Below are 16,799 nucleotides of genomic sequence, written 5' to 3' on the forward strand. Positions count from 1 at the left end.
TGCCAAGCCCTGAGGCTGAAGATGGGAGGAAGCTCCGGCATGACGAACAGAGGCCGGCTCAAGGGCCGGTCGGTGCTGCTTCGGTATAGGCGGGCGCCGCGAGCGCGGTCAATTGCGAAATCTGGCTTCCGGCGAGGCAGCATGCGAATTTGATTCAAGCCGCCGCATCAAGTCCTTGTTATCTCATCTGAGTCGAACATGCTGGACGAGGAAATCGAGCAGGGCGCGCACACGCGCCGGCAGCAGTCCGCCCTGGCCCATATAAAGAGCGTAGAACTCCTCGATGTCGCCGGGATCGGCCGCTTCCAACACCGGCACCAGCCGGCCGGCAGCAATATCGGCGCGCACGGCAAAGGTGGCCAGCCGAGCAAGGCCTGCGCCGGCGAGCGCAAGATGGCGCATGGCCTCGCCGTCAGCGACCTGCACGCCCGGCGTGATCGGCACCGTCATCGTTTCGCCGTCCTCGCGCAGCGGCCAGCCCTCGACGGCGCGGGCATAGGAAAAGCCGATGCGGCAATGGCGGCTGAGATCGGCAACGCCACACGGTTCGCCATGACGCCTGAGATAATCGGGCGAGGCGACGATGAGCTTGCCGGTGGTGCCGAGCTTGCGGGCGATCAGGCTGGAGTTCTTCAGGGGGCCGGTGCGGATCGCAACGTCGGCGCGCTCTTCCATCAGGTCGACGATCCTGTCGGTGTGGGTGATATCGAGCGTAACGGCGGGATGAAGCGCCATGAAGGCAGGCACGAGCGGCGCCAGCACATGATTACCGAAGGAGGCGCTGGTGTTGATGCGGATGCGGCCCGAGGCCTGTTCGCCTGACGAAGACTGGCGTTCGGCCTCGGCGATATCGGCAAGGATCGCGATGCTGCGCTCATAGAAGGCACAGCCCTCCGGCGTCAGTTGCAGCTTGCGGGTCGAGCGGTTGACGAGGCGGACGCCGAGGCGCGCCTCCAGCCGCGCGACGAGTTTGCTGACGGCCGACGGCGTCATGCGCCGCGCCGAGGCGGCTGCGGAAAAGCCGCCGCGCTCGACGACACTGACGAAGACTTCCATTTCCCCCGAGCGGTTGATGTCCTGACGGCCCATGATGAATTCAAGTCACAGATGATGTTCTGTTTCGCAATCTATATCAACGGCAATGCCGGGTCTATCTCGGAGGAAACACAGGAGACAGATCGATGGAGTACAGAAATCTCGGCGCATCGGGCCTCAGAGTCCCGGTCCTAAGCTTCGGCGCGGGCACGTTCGGCGGCAGCGGTCCGCTGTTCGGCGCCTGGGGCAATACCGATGCCGAAGAGGCTCGGCGGTTCGTCGACATCTGCCTCGAAGCCGGCGTCAATCTCTTCGATACGGCCGATGTTTATTCGGCCGGCGCTTCCGAAGAGGTGCTCGGCCAGGCGATCCGCGGCCGGCGCAACGCAGTGCTGATCTCGACCAAGACCGCGCTGCCGATGGGCGAGGGGCCGCAGGACTGGGGCACGTCGCGGGCGCGGCTGATCCGGGCGACGGAGGATGCGCTGCGTCGGCTCGGGACCGATTATATCGACCTTTTGCAGCTTCACGCCTTTGATGCCTCGACCCCGGTCGAGGAGGTGCTGTCGACGCTCGACAGCCTCGTCGCCGCAGGCAAGATCCGCTATGTCGGCGTCTCAAATTTTTCCGGCTGGGAGCTGATGAAGTCGCTCGCGGCGGCCGAGCGCTGGGGCCATCCGCGTTATGTTGCTCATCAGGTCTATTATTCGCTGGCGGGTCGCGACTATGAATGGGACCTGATGCCGCTCGGCGCCGATCAGGGCGTCGGTGCCCTCGTATGGAGCCCGCTCGCCTGGGGGCGGCTTACCGGCAAGATCCGCCGCGGTGAGCCGCTGCCGGCCGCCAGCCGATTGCACGAGACGGCCCAGTATGGCCCACCTGTCGACGATGAGAGGCTGTTCGACATCATCGAGGTGCTGGATTCGATCGCAGCAGAGACCGGCAAGACGGTGCCGCAGATCGCGATAAACTGGCTGCTCGGCCGGCCGACGGTATCGAGCGTCATCATCGGCGCCCGCAACGAAGATCAACTCAGGCAGAACCTTGGCGCGGCCGACTGGAGCCTGTCGAAGGATCAGATCGAAAGGCTCGACGCGGTCAGCGCGGTGACGGCGCCTTATCCTTATTTCCCCTATCGCCGGCAGAAGGGCTTTGCGCTCCTCAATCCACCGATCGTCTGAGGCGGTCGGCCCGGCCTGTCCATGGCTCCTGGTCTACAACAAAAGGGGAGTGAAATCTTTTCCCAATCTTAACTGGACAGCCGCTTTGACTTGCCCCATACCGAGCCTGCCGCATATCTCCTTAAATCGGAATCGATGTAAGACGAAATTATGCAGCAATTTTAAAGTTCTACAGCGTCGATGTACGTCTGAACGGACGTGCTGCGCAGTACTCTGCGGGACGCGGTCTCGTCCACGCGGAATGGCAGGGAGATCAATGGGATGGCGCTGAAGGACGCAAAGACTGGAACACGCAACGAGGCGGGGATATCGGCTGTGCTCGGTATTCTCAAGCAGAGCTTCGGCGAGCGTTTCCAAACCGGCCAGTCCTTCCGTGAACAGCACGCCCATACGACCACCTATATCCCGCCGCAACTGCCCGACGGCGTTCTCTTTGCCGAAAGCGCCGACGATGTGAAGATGGCAGTCAGGGCCTGTGCAGCGCACAGGGTGCCGGTGATCGGTTTCGGCACTGGCTCCTCGCTGGAAGGTCAGGTCAATGCCGTCAACGGCGGTATTTCGATCGATTTCAGCCGCATGAGCCGGGTGCTCGAGGTCAATGCGGAGGATCTCGACTGCACGGTCGAGCCCGGTATCACCCGCGAGGCGCTGAACGTCCATCTGCGCGATACCGGCCTGTTCTTTCCGATCGATCCCGGCGCCAATGCCTCGATCGGCGGCATGGCGTCGACGCGGGCCTCCGGCACCAATGCGGTGCGCTACGGCACGATGAAGGACAATGTGCTTGCCGTCACGGCAGTCACCGCCAATGGTGAGGAGATCCGCACGGCGCGGCGCGCCCGCAAGTCTTCGGCCGGCTATGACCTGACGCGGCTCTTTGTCGGCGCCGAGGGCACGCTCGGCATATTGACCTCGGTGACGCTGCGCCTGCAGGCGATCCCGCAGAAGATTGCCGGCGGCGTCTGCGCCTTTCCGAGCATCAAGGCGGCCTGCGATGCCGTCATCATGACGATCCAGATGGGCATTCCGGTGGCGCGCATCGAGCTGCTCGATGCTGTCCAGATGCGGGCGTGCAACGCCTATTCCGGGCTGTCTTATGCCGAAAGCCCGACGCTTTTCCTCGAATTCCACGGCACAGACGAGACCGTGCCGCAGCAATCGGCAGCCTTCGCCGAGATCGCGGCTGAATGCGGCGGGGGCGAGTTTCTTTGGACCGCCAATGCCGAGGAGCGGACGAAGCTCTGGAAGGCGCGTCATAACGCATACTTTTCCGCGAGGGCGCTGGCGCCGGGGCTTGCCGCACTTTCGACCGATGTTTGTGTTCCGATATCGAGGCTTGCCGATTGCGTTTCCGAAACGCAGGCGGATATCGAGGAACATGGGCTGCTCGGCCCTATCGTCGGCCACGCCGGCGACGGGAATTTCCATGTGCTGCTGTTGTTCGATGACAAAAGCGCCGGAGACATAGCCAGGGCCGAGAGCTTCGTTGAGCGGCTCAACCGCCGGGCACTCGATATGGACGGAACATGCACCGGGGAGCACGGCATCGGGCAAGGCAAGATGGCCTTTCTGGAGCAGGAGCTCGGAGGCTCGGTGGATCTGATGCGACAGGTGAAGCAGGCGCTCGATCCGGACGGCATCTTCAATCCCGGCAAGATTTTCCACCAAGGCTGAAAACGGAATATTCTCATGAACTTGGGCCTTGCCCATCGCATGAATAGCGCTAGTGTCGACAACAGAACCCTGAACAGTGTCGGCAACACAATCCCGAATGGAGAATCCTTGCATTGGTAGGCCGGTTCCTCGTCTTTCTGGGGGGAGTGATCGTCGTAGTGCTGTTTGTGGCGCTGCTTGCGCCGTTGTTCATCGACTGGACGAATTTCCGGAAGAACTTCGAGGATCAGGCAAGCCGCATCATCGGTAAGAAAGTCACCGTCCACGGCACGGTGGATGCCCGTCTGTTGCCGTTTCCGTCGGTGACGCTGCATGACGTGCGTGTCGGGCAGGAGGCTGACGGCACGCCGATCGTCAAGGTCGAACAATTTTCCATGGATGCCGAGCTTGCGCCTTTCCTGTCGGGCGAGGCGCTGATCTTTGATATGCGCGTCGTCAATCCGAAGATGCGCCTCAGATTGCTCGAGGACGGCACACTCGACTGGATGCGCGGCAGCCGCGCCGAAATACCGGCCAAAACAGTCGTTCTCGAAAATGTGCATGTCAGCGGCGGCGAAGTCGATTTCCTTGATGACCAGTCGGGCCGGGCGCGCCGCATCACTGGCCTGAATGCGGAGATGTCGGCCAAATCGCTCGCCGGCCCCTGGCGCATCGAGGGCGATGCGGCCCTCGACGGCGAACACGGCAATTTCTCGATTTCGAGCAGCCAGCCGGACGAGAAGGGCGTGCTGCGCATGCGCACGAAGCTGTCGCCGGACAAACATCCGGTCAGTATCGATCTCGACGGCGAACTGAAGCTGGTCGACCGCAAGCCGAACTATCAGGGCCAGCTTTCGGCGGCGATCGAAAACCGCAACAGCGCCAGGTCGGCCAACAAGAACGAGCAGCCGCCGAGGCTCAAGGGCCGCTTCGAGCTTACCAACGAACGTATCCGCATTCCCGAATACCGGATGGAGATCGGCCCGACGGACGATCCCTATGTGATAACCGGGGAGGCGACACTCGATACCGGCAACGCGCCTGAGTTCTTGTTGACCGCCGACGGGCAGCAGATAGACGTGAACCGCATCGGCAATCAGGGCGCGGCCGGCAAGACGACGCGGGATGCCGCGGTTTCGGCGCGCCAACGGTTGAATTCTCTGATCGATATCGTCGCGCAGGTGCCGATCCCGCAGGTGCCCGGCAAGGCAAGCGTCAAACTGCCGGCCATCGTTGCCGGCGACACAACGCTACGCGATGTGCAACTGGAGCTGGAGCCGGCCGGTACCGGCTGGATGATCGACAGCGCCGTCGGCACGCTGCCAGGGCGCACGCAGGTGGAAGGCAAGGGCAAGCTCCTGCTTCAGGGAGAACCCTCGTTCAACGGCCAGATCGTGGTTGCCTCGAACCAGCCAACGGGGCTAGCCTCCTGGCTGGCCGGCTCGGTCGACCCGGCCATCCGCCAATTGCGGCAGGCGGGTTTTTCCGCCAATGTCAGCCTGACTCATGAATTGCAGCGTTTCGAAAATCTCGAAATCGCCATCGGATCGGCGACGCTGAAGGGCCGGCTGGAGCGGCAGGCGATCTCCGGCCAGACGCCGACCCTGTCGGTGGCGCTGAATGGCGACACGCTCGATCTTGACGCGCTGCAGGCGCTGGCCGGTCTCGCGACCGGGCAGGAGAGCGGCGACAATGTCCTCGACCATAAGATCGCCGCGCAGCTCAGGGCCGACAGGTTCACCGCCTTCGGGGTTGATGCCGAGAATGTCGAGACCACCTTCACGATTGCCGACGGGGCGCTTGCGGTCGACCGGCTGTCAGTCAAGAATCTCGCGGGCGCCGAGCTGACGGCGACCGGCCGGGCCGAAGGCTCGCTGCTCGACTATAAAGGTGCGGGTGAGATCACCTTCAAATCGGCCGATCCCGGCGGTTTCTTCACCATGCTGCGCGAGCATCTTCCGCACCATCCCGTGCTCGACCGGCTGGTGCGCAATGCCGGCTGGTACGGCAATACGGCGTTGCGCGGTGCGCTGACGCTCGGCGGCGACGAGGGCGATGCGATGACAGTGACGCTGGCCGGCGTCTCGAACGGCAGCCGGGTGAACCTTGACTATCGCATGTCCGATCTCCTGGCGCTGACCGGCAGCGGCACGACGAGCCTTGAGGCGACGCTCGAAAACGCCGTGCCGTCAATCCTGTTCGGTCAGGCCGGGCTCGACCCGCTGCCGGTCGATGTCGGCGCGAATGGCCGCCTGACCCTCAAGGTGAAGGCGTCGGGCAACGATCCTGCCGATGCGGCGCTGACCTTTGCGACCGACCGGACCTCGTTTACCGCAAAGGGCAAGGTTGACGTGCGGCCGGAGAGCTTCATGAATGGCCAGATCGCGCTTTCGCTCGACAGCGCCGATATCGACCCCTACCTCATCATGAACGGTATTGCCCTGCCGCAGACCGGGACAGGGCTGCCGCTCGGCCTGCAGGTCAATGCCGCCGTCGATAGCGACAAGATCGTTTTGTCCGATCTCAAGGGACATGCGGCCGAAAACGCGTTTTCCGGTGCGCTGACATTCGATCGCAAGGCTGCGAAGACAACGGCGAGCGGCGAGCTGACGCTTGCCAAGGCAGATGCCGGCTGGCTCGGCGAGGCGGTGTTCGGCCAGATCGTCGATCCCGCCAGCGGCACGCTGTCGAAGGCGCCGCTGGGCCTGCCCACCTTCAAGGATCTGGACGTCAGGGTGAAGCTGTCGGCCAAGGAATTCTGGCCCGGCCTGCCGGAAACAGCCGTGTCCGATTTCACTAGCAGCGTCGCCTATAAGGGCGATGAGTTGCAGCTCAACGACATGGCCGGCAACTGGGAAGGCGGCAAGCTCACCGGCAATCTTCTCTTCACCAATGCCGACGGCACCGGTTTCCTGCAGACGAAGCTGGCGCTTGCCGATTCCGATCTCGCCGGGGTCATCTGGCTGCGTGACGGCGCACCGGTCGCCAACGGCAAGTTCGGATTGTCGCTGTCGATGGAGGCCTCGGGCAAGACGATCAGTGAGATCGCCAGCTCGCTCAATGGTTCGGGGGAGATGAGACTCGGCGATATGAGCATACGCGGACTGAACCTTGCCATTCTTCCGCCGCTGCTTGCCGCCACCGACCCAATGCAGGAACAGATCAACGCCGGCAAGGTGCATCCGATCGTCGAGACGTTGCTCAACAACGGCGAGGCGAAGCTGCCGCCGCTCGGAATACCCTTCAACGTCACCGACGGGACGCTCAGGGTGCAGAATGTGACCGTGGCCAACGATCTGGCCCGGGTTACCGCCGACGCGCAGATCGCCTTGCCGGAGCAGCGGATCAGCGCGACGGTCGGTATCGGCCTCAATCCAGGCGCGGAGGCGCTTCCTGGTGTCGAACCGGCGCTGCGGCTGAACTTTTCCGGCATGTTGCCGTCACCCGGCAAGACGATGGACGTGACCGATATCACCAGCTACCTGTCGCTGCGTGCTTTTGAGCGCGAGCGGCGGCGAGTCGAGCGGCTGCAGGCGATCGTGCTCGAAAAACAGCGCCTGCGCCGCGAGGTGGCGCTCTATCGCTTCAATGACGCCGAGCGCGTCAGAGCGGCGGAAATCGAACGGCAACGGCAGGCTGAGGAAGAGCGGCTGCGAAGACTGGCGCAGCAGGCGGCTGCGCAGAAGGCTGCTGCCGAGGCGGAGGCCGCACGTGCGGAGGCAAAAGCCAAGGCCGATGCGCAGGCGAGGGCGGCCGCCGAGGCGGAGGCGGCCCGGCGCTCCGGGCAGATGCAGCCCGGTCAGCTCGATTTCGACCATCTGCCGGGCATTCAGGCGCAATGAAGACGCGTGGAGTTTGCGTCGCCTGATATTTCAGATTTTTATTTGAATTCCCGGCGTCACGGCCGGCCGCCACAGCCGGCCCTCGCCCACGAAAGCACATGGAGCCGCAGCGCTGAGGATAGGTTGCTGTCCGGCGGGCGGTGGTCGTCGATCTCGGAAATCAGGGCGGCAAGCGACATGGAACGGCTTGCCGCAATCGTCTTCAGCTCGGCCCAGAATTCATCTTCCAGCGAAAAGCTGGTGCGATGGCCATGCAGTGTCGCTGAGTGCTTGCGGATCATCAGCGGGTTCACATCGCAATCGGCTTCGAGGATCGATTCAAGGAAATCGCGCAAGTGGCTGATCGCCGATTCGTTTCCGGCTCTTCAAGCTTTGCGTGAAGCTTCATGCGCCGTCGTCATCCGTCTCGATCCGGCCATCGCGGTGAGCCTTGTCGGCCTTCTCGTTCAGAGTACGGGTGAGCTGCTTTTCGGCCTTGGTGCGGCCGAAGGAAATACGGTTCTGCGCGGCCTGCTTCTCCTTTTCGGAGCGGGCCTGCTTTTTGCGAAACTGACGCAGATTGATGATTTCGGCGCTCATGCGCGAGGCTTGATCCTTATGAAAAAGGGAGGCCCGGCCTCCCCTTGAAATCACTGCTTCTTGCGGAAGGAGTCGAGCGAGACGACGGAGCCGGGTTTTTTCTCTTCGCCGTCGGCCGGTTTTGCGCCGGCGGCTTCATCGGGCTTTCCTGCCGCGTCGACGGGATAGGCGGTGATCTCACCGGAAGGCAGTTCCTCGCCGTCGGCGAGCGGCACGTCGAATTCGAGCTCGAAATTGACCGAGGGATCATAGAAGCCGCGGATCGCATTGAACGGTATGACCAGCTTCTCCGGAACGTCGGAGAAGGAAAGGCCAATTTCGAAATGCGTTTCGGTGATCTTGAGATCCCAGAACTGATGCTGGATGACGATAGTCATCTGCTCGGGATATTTGGACTTCAGGTGCTGGGAGATGCGCACGCCGGCGGCACCCGTGAGGAAGGTGATGAAGAAGTGGTGGTCGCCGGGCAGACGACCCGTCGTTGCTACCTCCGCCAAAACCTTGCGGATGACGCCGCGAAGTGCATCCTGCGCCAGAATGTCGTAGCGGATATGATCCTGCCCCATGCTTTTCCTGTCTTTCGTCGGTTCTGAAGTCTTTTCACAAGGTTTATGGCACGTTCAGGCGCCTTGGGAAAGTCCGGAGCCGAGTCACGCATAGATCAGCATACATGATTTCAGTCTGAGGGAGAAGGTGAAGGCTTCTGTTGCCAGGTGCCTTCGGACCCCGCCTAGAGGTGCGAACCACTAGGACTTTGATTGAAGTGTCACACCGCGATTAAGCAGCGAGACGAGCTTCCGCATAGTTGTCGTTTGCAACTACAATTTTAGCCCGATAACGGCGGTACAATGCCGAGCAAAAAGTCGATCTTTACACCCTTGTCGATCCTATTTCGCCCCCATCAGAAGCCGGCCTTGATACCGCCGGTTTTTGGTGGAGGCGCCGGGTACCGCCCCCGGGTCCAATAGGTTTATTACACCGCTCATTTATTGCCATAGCCGGCCCGAGAGCCGGCAGGGCTGATATAGTGATTTCCTTCGTCCAAGGAAAGGGCTAACGTCATAAAAGCTTTATGTCGGGCGGCAGAAAGAACGGGAAAATATCCGCCTGCGATTGGTTTCTTCAAGGCGAAGGCTTAAATTGGAGAAAACGGAATCAGCGCGACATGCAGCAATATCTCGATCTCCTCTCCTATGTGATGGAAAAGGGCTCCGACCGGGGCGACCGCACCGGCACCGGCACGCGTTCGGTCTTCGGCTACCAGATGCGCTTCGATCTCGAGGAAGGCTTTCCCGTCCTGACGACGAAGAAGCTGCATCTGCGCTCGATCATCCACGAGCTTTTATGGTTCCTGAAGGGCGAGACGAATATCCGCTATCTCAAGGAGAACGGCGTCTCGATCTGGGATGAGTGGGCCGACGAGAACGGCGATCTCGGGCCGGTCTACGGTGCCCAGTGGCGCTCCTGGCCGGCACCGGACGGTGGCCATATCGATCAGATCGCCAATCTCGTCAAAGGTATCGTCAACAATCCGAACTCACGCCGCCACATCGTCTCAGCCTGGAATCCGGCCGAGGTCGACCAGATGGCGCTGCCGCCCTGCCATTGCCTGTTTCAGTTCTACGTGGCCGACGGCAAACTCTCCTGCCAGTTGTACCAGCGCTCCGCCGATATTTTCCTTGGCGTGCCCTTCAACATCGCCTCCTATGCGCTTTTGACGATGATGGTGGCCCAGGTGACGGGGCTCAAAGGGGGCGATTTCGTCCACACCCTCGGCGACGCGCATCTCTATCACAATCATTTCGACCAGGCGAAGCTGCAGCTGACGCGTCGGCCAAAGCCGCTGCCCTTCATGCGGATCAATCCTGAAGTGAAGGATATCTTCGGGTTCAGGTTCGAGGATTTCGAGCTGATCGGCTATGAGGCCGATGCCAATATCAAGGCGCCGATCGCCGTCTGAGCCGGGACTTTTCATGGCCGAGATCCGCAGGACCATCATCGCCGCCGTCGCACGCAACGGGACCATCGGCCGGGAAGGCGACATGCCATGGCGGCTATCGAGCGATCTCAAGCGCTTTAAGGCGCTGACGCACGGCAAGCCTGTCGTGATGGGCCGCAAGACTTATGACTCGATCGGCAAGCCGCTGCCGGGGCGGCCGAACGTGGTCATTTCGCGACGAGCAGCGATCGAACACCCCGATGTCGGCATGGCCCATTCGCTGACCGAGGCGATGGACGCTGCCGACAGATTGGCGCTACAAACCGGGGCCGGCGAAATCTGCATCATCGGCGGCGGGCAGATCTATGCTCAGGCCATCGATCTTGCCGATCGGCTGTGCATTACGCATGTCGAGGCCGATCTTGACGGCGACGCGTTTTTTCCGGCGATCGATCCGGGCGTCTGGCAGGCGGGGGAGGTAGTCGCCGTGCCCGCTGGCGAGAAGGACAGCTACCCCACGCGCTACGTCGTCTATGAACGCCGTCGCGCCTGAAAACGAACTATTTTCCAATTAAATTGACCAAGTTTCTCACGCTGCGTTGAAAGCCGGTGCGGCGATACCTATAACGGTCACCAACGCATCGGCCGGTCAGCCCCCACGGTCCCGAATGCGGGGAAGACTTAACGAACAACGAGGTTTTGATGCCCTGGAGCAATCAGAATGGCGGCGGCGGCCCTTGGGGCGGCGGCGGTAACAATCAGGGACCATGGGGCCAAGGGCCGAACCGCCCACGTGGCGGCAAGGGCGGACCGCCTGATCTGGAAGACATCATCCGGCGCGGTCAGGATCAGCTGCGCAATATCGTTCCCGGCGGTTTCAATGGTGGCGTGGCGGCGATCGTCGTGGCGATCGTCGCTGTTTTCTGGCTGATCCAGTGCGTCTACACCGTCCAGCCGGACGAACGCGGCGTCGAGCTGCGCTTCGGCAAGCCGAGAGAAGAAATTTCCATGCCCGGCCTGCATTTCCGCATCTGGCCGATGGACGCGGTCGAGATCGTGAAGGTGACCGAGCAGCAGCAGAATATCGGCGGACGCAACAACAGCAATTCGACGGCTGGACTGATGCTTTCCGGCGACCAGAACATCGTCAACGTGCAGTTCTCCGTGCTCTACACGATCAATGACCCGAAATCCTATCTTTTCCGTCTCGAAAATCCGGCTGAAACGCTGCAGCAGGTTTCCGAAAGCGCCATGCGCGAAATCGTCGGCCGGCGCCCGGCACAAGATGCCTTCCGTGACAATCGCGGACCGATCGAAACCGAAGTGCGCAACATCATCCAGGATACGATGGATCGCTATGGCGCCGGCATTGCGATCAACCGCGTGACGATCGAGGACGTCGCACCGCCGCGCGACGTGGCCGATGCCTTCGAGGAAGTGCAGCGTGCCGATCAGGACAAGCAGCGCCTCGTGGAGGAGGCGAACCAGTACGCCAACCAGAAGCTTGGCCAGGCCCGCGGTGACGCGGCCCGCATCCGCGAAGCAGCAGCGGCCTATAAGGACCGGATCGTCAAGGAGGCTGAAGGTGAAGCGCAACGCTTCGTTTCGATCTACGACGAATATTCCAAGGCTCCTGACGTGACGCGGGAGCGGCTGTTCCTGGAAACGATGGAACAGGTGCTGAAGGGTTCCAAGAAAGTGATCATAGACCAAAAGGCGGGCGCCGTGCCTTATCTGCCTCTCAATGAGGTCGGCAGGCCGACGCAGCAACAACAGCAGCAGGGAGGCTGAGACCCATGTCGAACAGACTTCCGGTAATTCTGATCCTCCTGGCGGTCGTGCTGGTCGGGGTCTATTCCTCGGTCTTCGTGGTGAGTGCCCGCGAACAGGCCATCGTCGTTCGCTTCGGTGAAATCCAGTCGGTCAAGACTGACCCTGGCATCTATTTCAAGCTGCCTTTCGCTTTTGCCGATGCGGACAGGGTGCAATACGTGCCGAAGCAGGAACTGCGCTTCGATCTTGACAATATCCGTGTCCAGGTTTCCGGCGGCGCATTTTATGAGGTAAATGCCTTCCTCATCTACCGTATCAACGACGCACGCCGCTTCCGCGAAACCGTTTCGGGCGACAGGGAGGCGGCAGAAGCGCGGCTTCGCACGCGCCTCGATTCCGCCTTGCGCAGGGTCTACGGCGTGCGCAGCATCGAAGCCGCGCTCTCCCGGGAACGGGTGGCGATGATGCTCGAGGTTCGCAACGAACTCCAAGCCGATGCGGAGACGCTCGGAATCACGCTCGACGACGTGCGCATCAGCCGGACGGACCTCACTCAGGATGTTTCCGAGCGCACGTACAACCGCATGCGGGCCGAGCGACTGGCGGAGGCCGAACTGCTGAGGGCGCAGGGCACTGAGGAAGGCCAGCGCCGCCGCGCCATCGCCGACCGCCAGGTCGTTGAGCTGACTGCCGGCGCACAACGCGACTCCGAGATCCTGCGTGGCCAGGGCGATGCCGAACGCAACCGCGTCTTCGCCGAGGCATTCTCAAGGGACCCGGGTTTCTTCGAGTTTTACCGCTCGATGGCGGCCTATGCGGCGACGCTTTCGTCGCAGGACACAACGCTTGTTCTGTCGCCGGATTCGGAATTCTTCCGCTACTTCAACAAGGCTGCCGGCGCCGCGCCGGCGAGCTCGGCTGCGTCGGCTCCCGCAACGCCCGGAACAACCGCTCCGGCGCCAGCCCAGCCGGCGAACTGAAAGCACCGGGATCTGTTTCCCTCCAAGATCGAGAAAGGGTCGGCCCAGCGCCGGCCCTTTCGATTTCAAGAGGTAAGGCCGGGCTTTTGTGATGGTCCGTCAGATTGCACGGGGATTTCGCGAAAAGGTGATTTCACCCTCCATCATTCCGCCTTATGCTGGTGCTGAATATGCGCATTTACGCCTTATGAGGAAGCTTGATGGCCCCGACGATTCGCTTGCCCTTCAGACGAACGCTCGCGCTTCTGGCCAGCGCCACCATCCTGGCGCAAGCCGGCGTGAGCGGGGTTGCTTTTGCGCAAACCACGCCTGAAACAGCAGCGCCCGGGGTTGCCGCGCCTGTTCCGGCTGCTCCCACGCCACCTGCATCTACCACGCCGCAGCAGACGCCACCGGTTCAGACCGTCGTGCCGACCAACGGTCCGGCTTCCGTTGCCGACCTGGCGGAAGGGTTGCTCGATGCTGTGGTCAATATCTCGACCTCGCAGAATGTGAAGGATGACGAAGGGGTCGGTCCGGCGCCGCGCGCCCCTGACGGGTCACCATTCCAGGAGTTCTTCAACGACTTCTTCAACAAACAGCAGGGCAACAAGGGCCCCAACCATAATGTCAGCTCGCTTGGGTCCGGTTTCGTCATCGATCCGGCCGGCTATATCGTGACCAACAACCATGTGATCGAGGGCGCCGACGACATCGAGGTCAATTTCGCCAACGGCTCGAAGCTCAAGGCGAAGCTGATCGGCACGGATACGAAGACCGATCTTTCCGTGTTGAAGGTCGAGCCGAAGACACCGCTGAAATCGGTGAAATTCGGCGACTCCAGCGAGATGCGCATCGGCGACTGGGTCATGGCGATCGGCAATCCGTTCGGCTTCGGCGGTTCGGTGACGGTCGGCATCATTTCCGGGCGCGGCCGCAACATCAATGCCGGCCCCTACGACAACTTCATCCAGACGGATGCGGCGATCAACAAGGGCAATTCCGGCGGCCCGCTCTTCAACATGAAGGGTGAAGTGATCGGCATCAACACGGCGATCATCTCGCCGAGCGGCGGCTCGATCGGCATCGGCTTCTCGGTACCGTCCGAACTTGCTTCCGGCGTCGTCGAGCAGTTGCGCCAGTATGGCGAGACGCGGCGCGGCTGGCTCGGCGTGCGCATCCAGCCGGTGACCGACGACATCGCCGACAGTCTCGGGCTCGACACCGCCAAGGGCGCGCTGGTCGCCGGCGTCATCAAGGGCGGTCCCGTCGACGACGGCTCGATCAAGGCGGGCGACGTCATTCTGAAATTCGACGGCAAGGCGGTCAATGAAATGCGCGACCTGCCGCGCGTCGTGGCGGAAAGCACGGTCGGAAAAGAAGTCGACGTCGTGGTGCTGCGCGACGGCAAGGAGCAGACCGTCAAGGTGAAGCTCGGCCGGCTCGAAGACAGCGATCAGGCGGCATCCGGCGATGCAGCGCCGGATGGCGTGATCACCCCTGATCCCGACGAAAACGACGATATGGATCAGCCGGATACTGGCGATCAGGCAGCGCCCGCACCGGGCACACCGGCGCCGGACCAGCACCAACAGGGCCAGGTATCGCCGGATGCGGCCATGCCGAAGAACGTGCTCGGATTGTCGCTGTCGCTCCTCAGTCCCGAAACACGCAAGGCTTTCGGCATCGCCGAAAGCGTCGACGGCGTCGTCGTGACGGAGGTGGAGGCCGGCTCCGCCTCGGCCGAAAAGGGGTTGAAGCCAGGGGATGTTATCGTCGAGGTGGCACAGGAGTTCATGAAATCCCCGGATGCGGTCGCGGCCAAGGTGAAATCGCTGAAACAGGAAGGGCGCCGCAACGCCCAGCTGATGATCGCATCGGCAAACGGCGATCTGCGGTTCGTTGCGGTGCCGATGGAATAGGAGTACTGCGGCGGTGGCGACCAGGTGCCGCCTTCCTGTTCTCGCTCAACTCCTCCCGCATTCCTGTGACGAGCGCAGGAATGCGGGAGGAGGGGCGCGTTTCGGCCTTCTTAACCCATCACGAAATCGGTCTTCCGATAACCCTGGATATAAAGAAGTGCCGTCAGGTCGGCGTGATTGATGCGCATCTGCGCCTGAGCGGCGACAGTGGGCTTGGCGTGGAGGGCGACGCCGGAGCCGGCGAGCTGCAGCATGCCGAGATCATTGGCGCCGTCGCCGACGGCGATTGCCTCCTGTGGCGAAATGCCGAGGCTTGCTGAAATCTCGTTCAGCGCATCCACCTTTGCCTGCTTGCCGAGGATAGGTTCGGCGACGAAGCCGGACAGAATGCCATCCTCGTCCAGCAGCGTATTGGCGCGGTTTTCGTCGAAGCCAAGAGTGGCGGCGATGCGGCTGGTAAAGACGGTGAAGCCGCCGGAGACGAGGGCGGTGTAATGACCTTTCGATTTCATCGTGGCGATCAGCTCCGGCCCTCCCGGCGTCAGCGTGATGCGCTTGGCGATGACCTCGTCGACAACCGAGATCGGCAGTCCTTTCAAGAGGGCGACGCGCTCACGCAGGGCGGGCTCAAAGGCGATCTCGCCATTCATGGCGCGGGCGGTGATGTCGGCGACCTTCTCCTTCAGGCCCACTTCGGCGGCGAGTTCGTCGATGCATTCCTGGCCGATCATCGTCGAATCCATGTCGGCGATCAGCAGCTTCTTGCGGCGGCTGTCCTGCTCCTGGATGACGAGGTCGATGGGGGCGCTCGATATGACGGCGAGAAGATTGGCCTCGGCTGCTTGCGCATCCGCGCCGTCGCGCAGTGCGATGTCGCAGGCAACGCCGTCGGCCAGCCAGTAGAGGCCGGAAGCGGTTACTGCCTCGGCCGCTTGTTCGGCAATGCCGGGAGTAAGCACAGGATTTGACGGATTGGCAACAAGCGTGGCAACGAGGGCCATGATGGAAAACCTTCTGAGCGTAGAGAACGCGATCCTGATAACCGGGCCGACCGCCAGCGGCAAGTCCGCCCTTGCGGTGGAATTGGCCAAGCGCCATGACGGCGCGGTCGTCAATGCCGACAGCATGCAGGTCTACGATACGCTGCGGGTGCTGACCGCGCGTCCGTCGGAAGAGGAGATGCAAGGCGTGCCGCATCATCTCTACGGTCACGTGCCGGCGGGGGCCGGCTATTCCACAGGCGCCTGGCTGCGCGATGTCTCGGCGCTTTTGCCGGCGCTCAGGGCCGCCGGGCAGCTACCGGTTTTCGTCGGCGGCACCGGGCTTTACTTCAAGGCGCTGACCGGCGGTCTCTCCGAGATGCCTGATATACCGGAGGTACTGCGGGAAGACTTGCGCACGCGACTCGTGGAGGAGGGGCCGGGTGCGCTCTACCTTGAGCTTTGCGACGCCGATCCCGCCATGGCGGCCAGCCTCAACCGCCAGGACGGCCAGCGCATCGTCCGGGCGCTGGAGGTAATCAAAGCAACGGGACGCTCGATCGCCGATTTCCAGGTCCGGTCCGGGCCTGTGGTGATCGATGCCGACGAGGCCCGCAAGATAGTTGTTCTGCCGGACCGGGCGGTGCTGCATGCTCGCATCAATGGCCGTTTCGAGAAGATGCTGCAACAGGGTGCGGAAGACGAGGTGAAGGCGCTGCTTGCGCTCGACCTGCCGGCCGAGGCGCCCGTCATGAAGGCCATCGGTGTGTCGCAGATCGCGGCGATGCTGAAGGGCGAGATGACGCGCGATGAGGTGCTGGAGAAGGGGGCTGCGGCGACACGGCAATATGCCAAGCGGCAAATGACCTGGTTCCGCAATCAGATGGACGAAAGCTGGGAGCGATTGACGCTTTAGCATGAGGCGATATCGTCTGG

At 62.2% G+C, this 16,799-nt stretch carries 14 protein-coding genes and 1 other RNA gene; 9 read left to right on the forward strand and 6 right to left on the reverse strand.

Translation table 11 applies throughout. The annotated features are described in order from the left end of the window. Positions 1–183: 183 nt before the first annotated feature. The gene (locus ACQ7C1_RS11520; protein ID WP_430958348.1) at positions 184–1,089 is read right to left on the reverse strand and encodes a LysR family transcriptional regulator; all 906 of its coding nucleotides are present in this window, start codon (positions 1,087–1,089) and stop codon (positions 184–186) included. 92 nt (positions 1,090–1,181) lie between these two features. On the opposite strand from ACQ7C1_RS11520, the gene ACQ7C1_RS11525 reads away from it, so the two are divergent. From ACQ7C1_RS11525 to ACQ7C1_RS11535, 3 genes are all read left to right on the forward strand, one after another. Further along, positions 1,182–2,216, forward strand: coding sequence for an aldo/keto reductase (locus tag ACQ7C1_RS11525; protein WP_430958349.1), 1,035 nt, complete (start codon positions 1,182–1,184; stop codon positions 2,214–2,216). Positions 2,217–2,477: 261 nt separating this feature from the next. Then, positions 2,478–3,890, forward strand: a complete 1,413-nt coding sequence (locus tag ACQ7C1_RS11530; RefSeq protein ID WP_430958350.1) for an FAD-binding oxidoreductase — start codon at positions 2,478–2,480, stop codon at positions 3,888–3,890. Between the two features lie 113 nt (positions 3,891–4,003). Next, positions 4,004–7,711 carry an AsmA family protein gene (locus ACQ7C1_RS11535; RefSeq protein ID WP_430958351.1) on the forward strand — a complete coding sequence of 1,236 codons (3,708 nt, stop codon included), beginning with the start codon at positions 4,004–4,006 and terminating at the stop codon, positions 7,709–7,711. Positions 7,712–7,767: 56 nt separating this feature from the next. Here the strand turns inward: ACQ7C1_RS11535 and ACQ7C1_RS11540 are convergent, their stop codons facing one another. The 4 genes from ACQ7C1_RS11540 to ssrA all read right to left on the reverse strand — a co-directional run bounded on the left by ACQ7C1_RS11540 (position 7,768) and on the right by ssrA (position 9,344). Then, complete coding sequence (locus ACQ7C1_RS11540; protein WP_430958470.1) at positions 7,768–7,992, reverse strand: ribbon-helix-helix domain-containing protein; 225 nt, start codon at positions 7,990–7,992, stop codon at positions 7,768–7,770. A 103-nt stretch (positions 7,993–8,095) separates the two neighbouring features. Continuing rightward, on the reverse strand, positions 8,096–8,290 hold the full coding sequence (locus ACQ7C1_RS11545) for a DUF4169 family protein (protein WP_430958352.1): 195 nt from the start codon (positions 8,288–8,290) through the stop codon (positions 8,096–8,098). A 50-nt stretch (positions 8,291–8,340) separates the two neighbouring features. After that, positions 8,341–8,856: an SspB family protein gene (locus ACQ7C1_RS11550; protein WP_064803733.1), complete on the reverse strand. Its 516-nt coding sequence runs from the start codon at positions 8,854–8,856 to the stop codon at positions 8,341–8,343. 126 nt (positions 8,857–8,982) lie between these two features. Next, positions 8,983–9,344: a transfer-messenger RNA gene (gene ssrA, locus ACQ7C1_RS11555) on the reverse strand. A 111-nt stretch (positions 9,345–9,455) separates the two neighbouring features. On the opposite strand from ssrA, the gene ACQ7C1_RS11560 reads away from it, so the two are divergent. The 5 genes from ACQ7C1_RS11560 (at position 9,456) to ACQ7C1_RS11580 (ending at position 14,883) form a co-directional block, all read left to right on the forward strand. After that, positions 9,456–10,250 carry a thymidylate synthase gene (locus ACQ7C1_RS11560; RefSeq protein ID WP_430958353.1) on the forward strand — a complete coding sequence of 265 codons (795 nt, stop codon included), beginning with the start codon at positions 9,456–9,458 and terminating at the stop codon, positions 10,248–10,250. A gap of 13 nt (positions 10,251–10,263) precedes the next feature. Further along, positions 10,264–10,782 carry a dihydrofolate reductase gene (locus ACQ7C1_RS11565; RefSeq protein WP_430958354.1) on the forward strand — a complete coding sequence of 173 codons (519 nt, stop codon included), beginning with the start codon at positions 10,264–10,266 and terminating at the stop codon, positions 10,780–10,782. A gap of 149 nt (positions 10,783–10,931) precedes the next feature. Then, positions 10,932–12,020: an FtsH protease activity modulator HflK gene (hflK, locus tag ACQ7C1_RS11570; protein ID WP_011426043.1), complete on the forward strand. Its 1,089-nt coding sequence runs from the start codon at positions 10,932–10,934 to the stop codon at positions 12,018–12,020. Between the two features lie 5 nt (positions 12,021–12,025). Further along, positions 12,026–12,982 (forward strand): protease modulator HflC, encoded by a 957-nt coding sequence (gene hflC, locus ACQ7C1_RS11575; RefSeq protein ID WP_430958355.1) that lies wholly within the window; start codon positions 12,026–12,028, stop codon positions 12,980–12,982. Between the two features lie 200 nt (positions 12,983–13,182). After that, on the forward strand, positions 13,183–14,883 hold the full coding sequence (locus ACQ7C1_RS11580; protein ID WP_097597993.1) for a DegQ family serine endoprotease: 1,701 nt from the start codon (positions 13,183–13,185) through the stop codon (positions 14,881–14,883). A 110-nt stretch (positions 14,884–14,993) separates the two neighbouring features. Here the strand turns inward: ACQ7C1_RS11580 and serB are convergent, their stop codons facing one another. Continuing rightward, positions 14,994–15,884, reverse strand: a complete 891-nt coding sequence (gene serB / locus ACQ7C1_RS11585) for a phosphoserine phosphatase SerB (RefSeq protein ID WP_221112248.1) — start codon at positions 15,882–15,884, stop codon at positions 14,994–14,996. Between serB and miaA the strand changes: the two genes are divergently transcribed. Continuing rightward, positions 15,883–16,779 carry a tRNA (adenosine(37)-N6)-dimethylallyltransferase MiaA gene (miaA, locus tag ACQ7C1_RS11590; RefSeq protein WP_430958356.1) on the forward strand — a complete coding sequence of 299 codons (897 nt, stop codon included), beginning with the start codon at positions 15,883–15,885 and terminating at the stop codon, positions 16,777–16,779. The two genes, serB and miaA, sit on opposite strands and share 2 nt — an antisense overlap. Positions 16,780–16,799 lie beyond the last annotated feature (20 nt).

This window comes from Rhizobium sp. Nf11,1, from assembly GCF_050587665.1.
Taxonomy (GTDB): Bacteria; Pseudomonadota; Alphaproteobacteria; order Rhizobiales; family Rhizobiaceae; genus Rhizobium.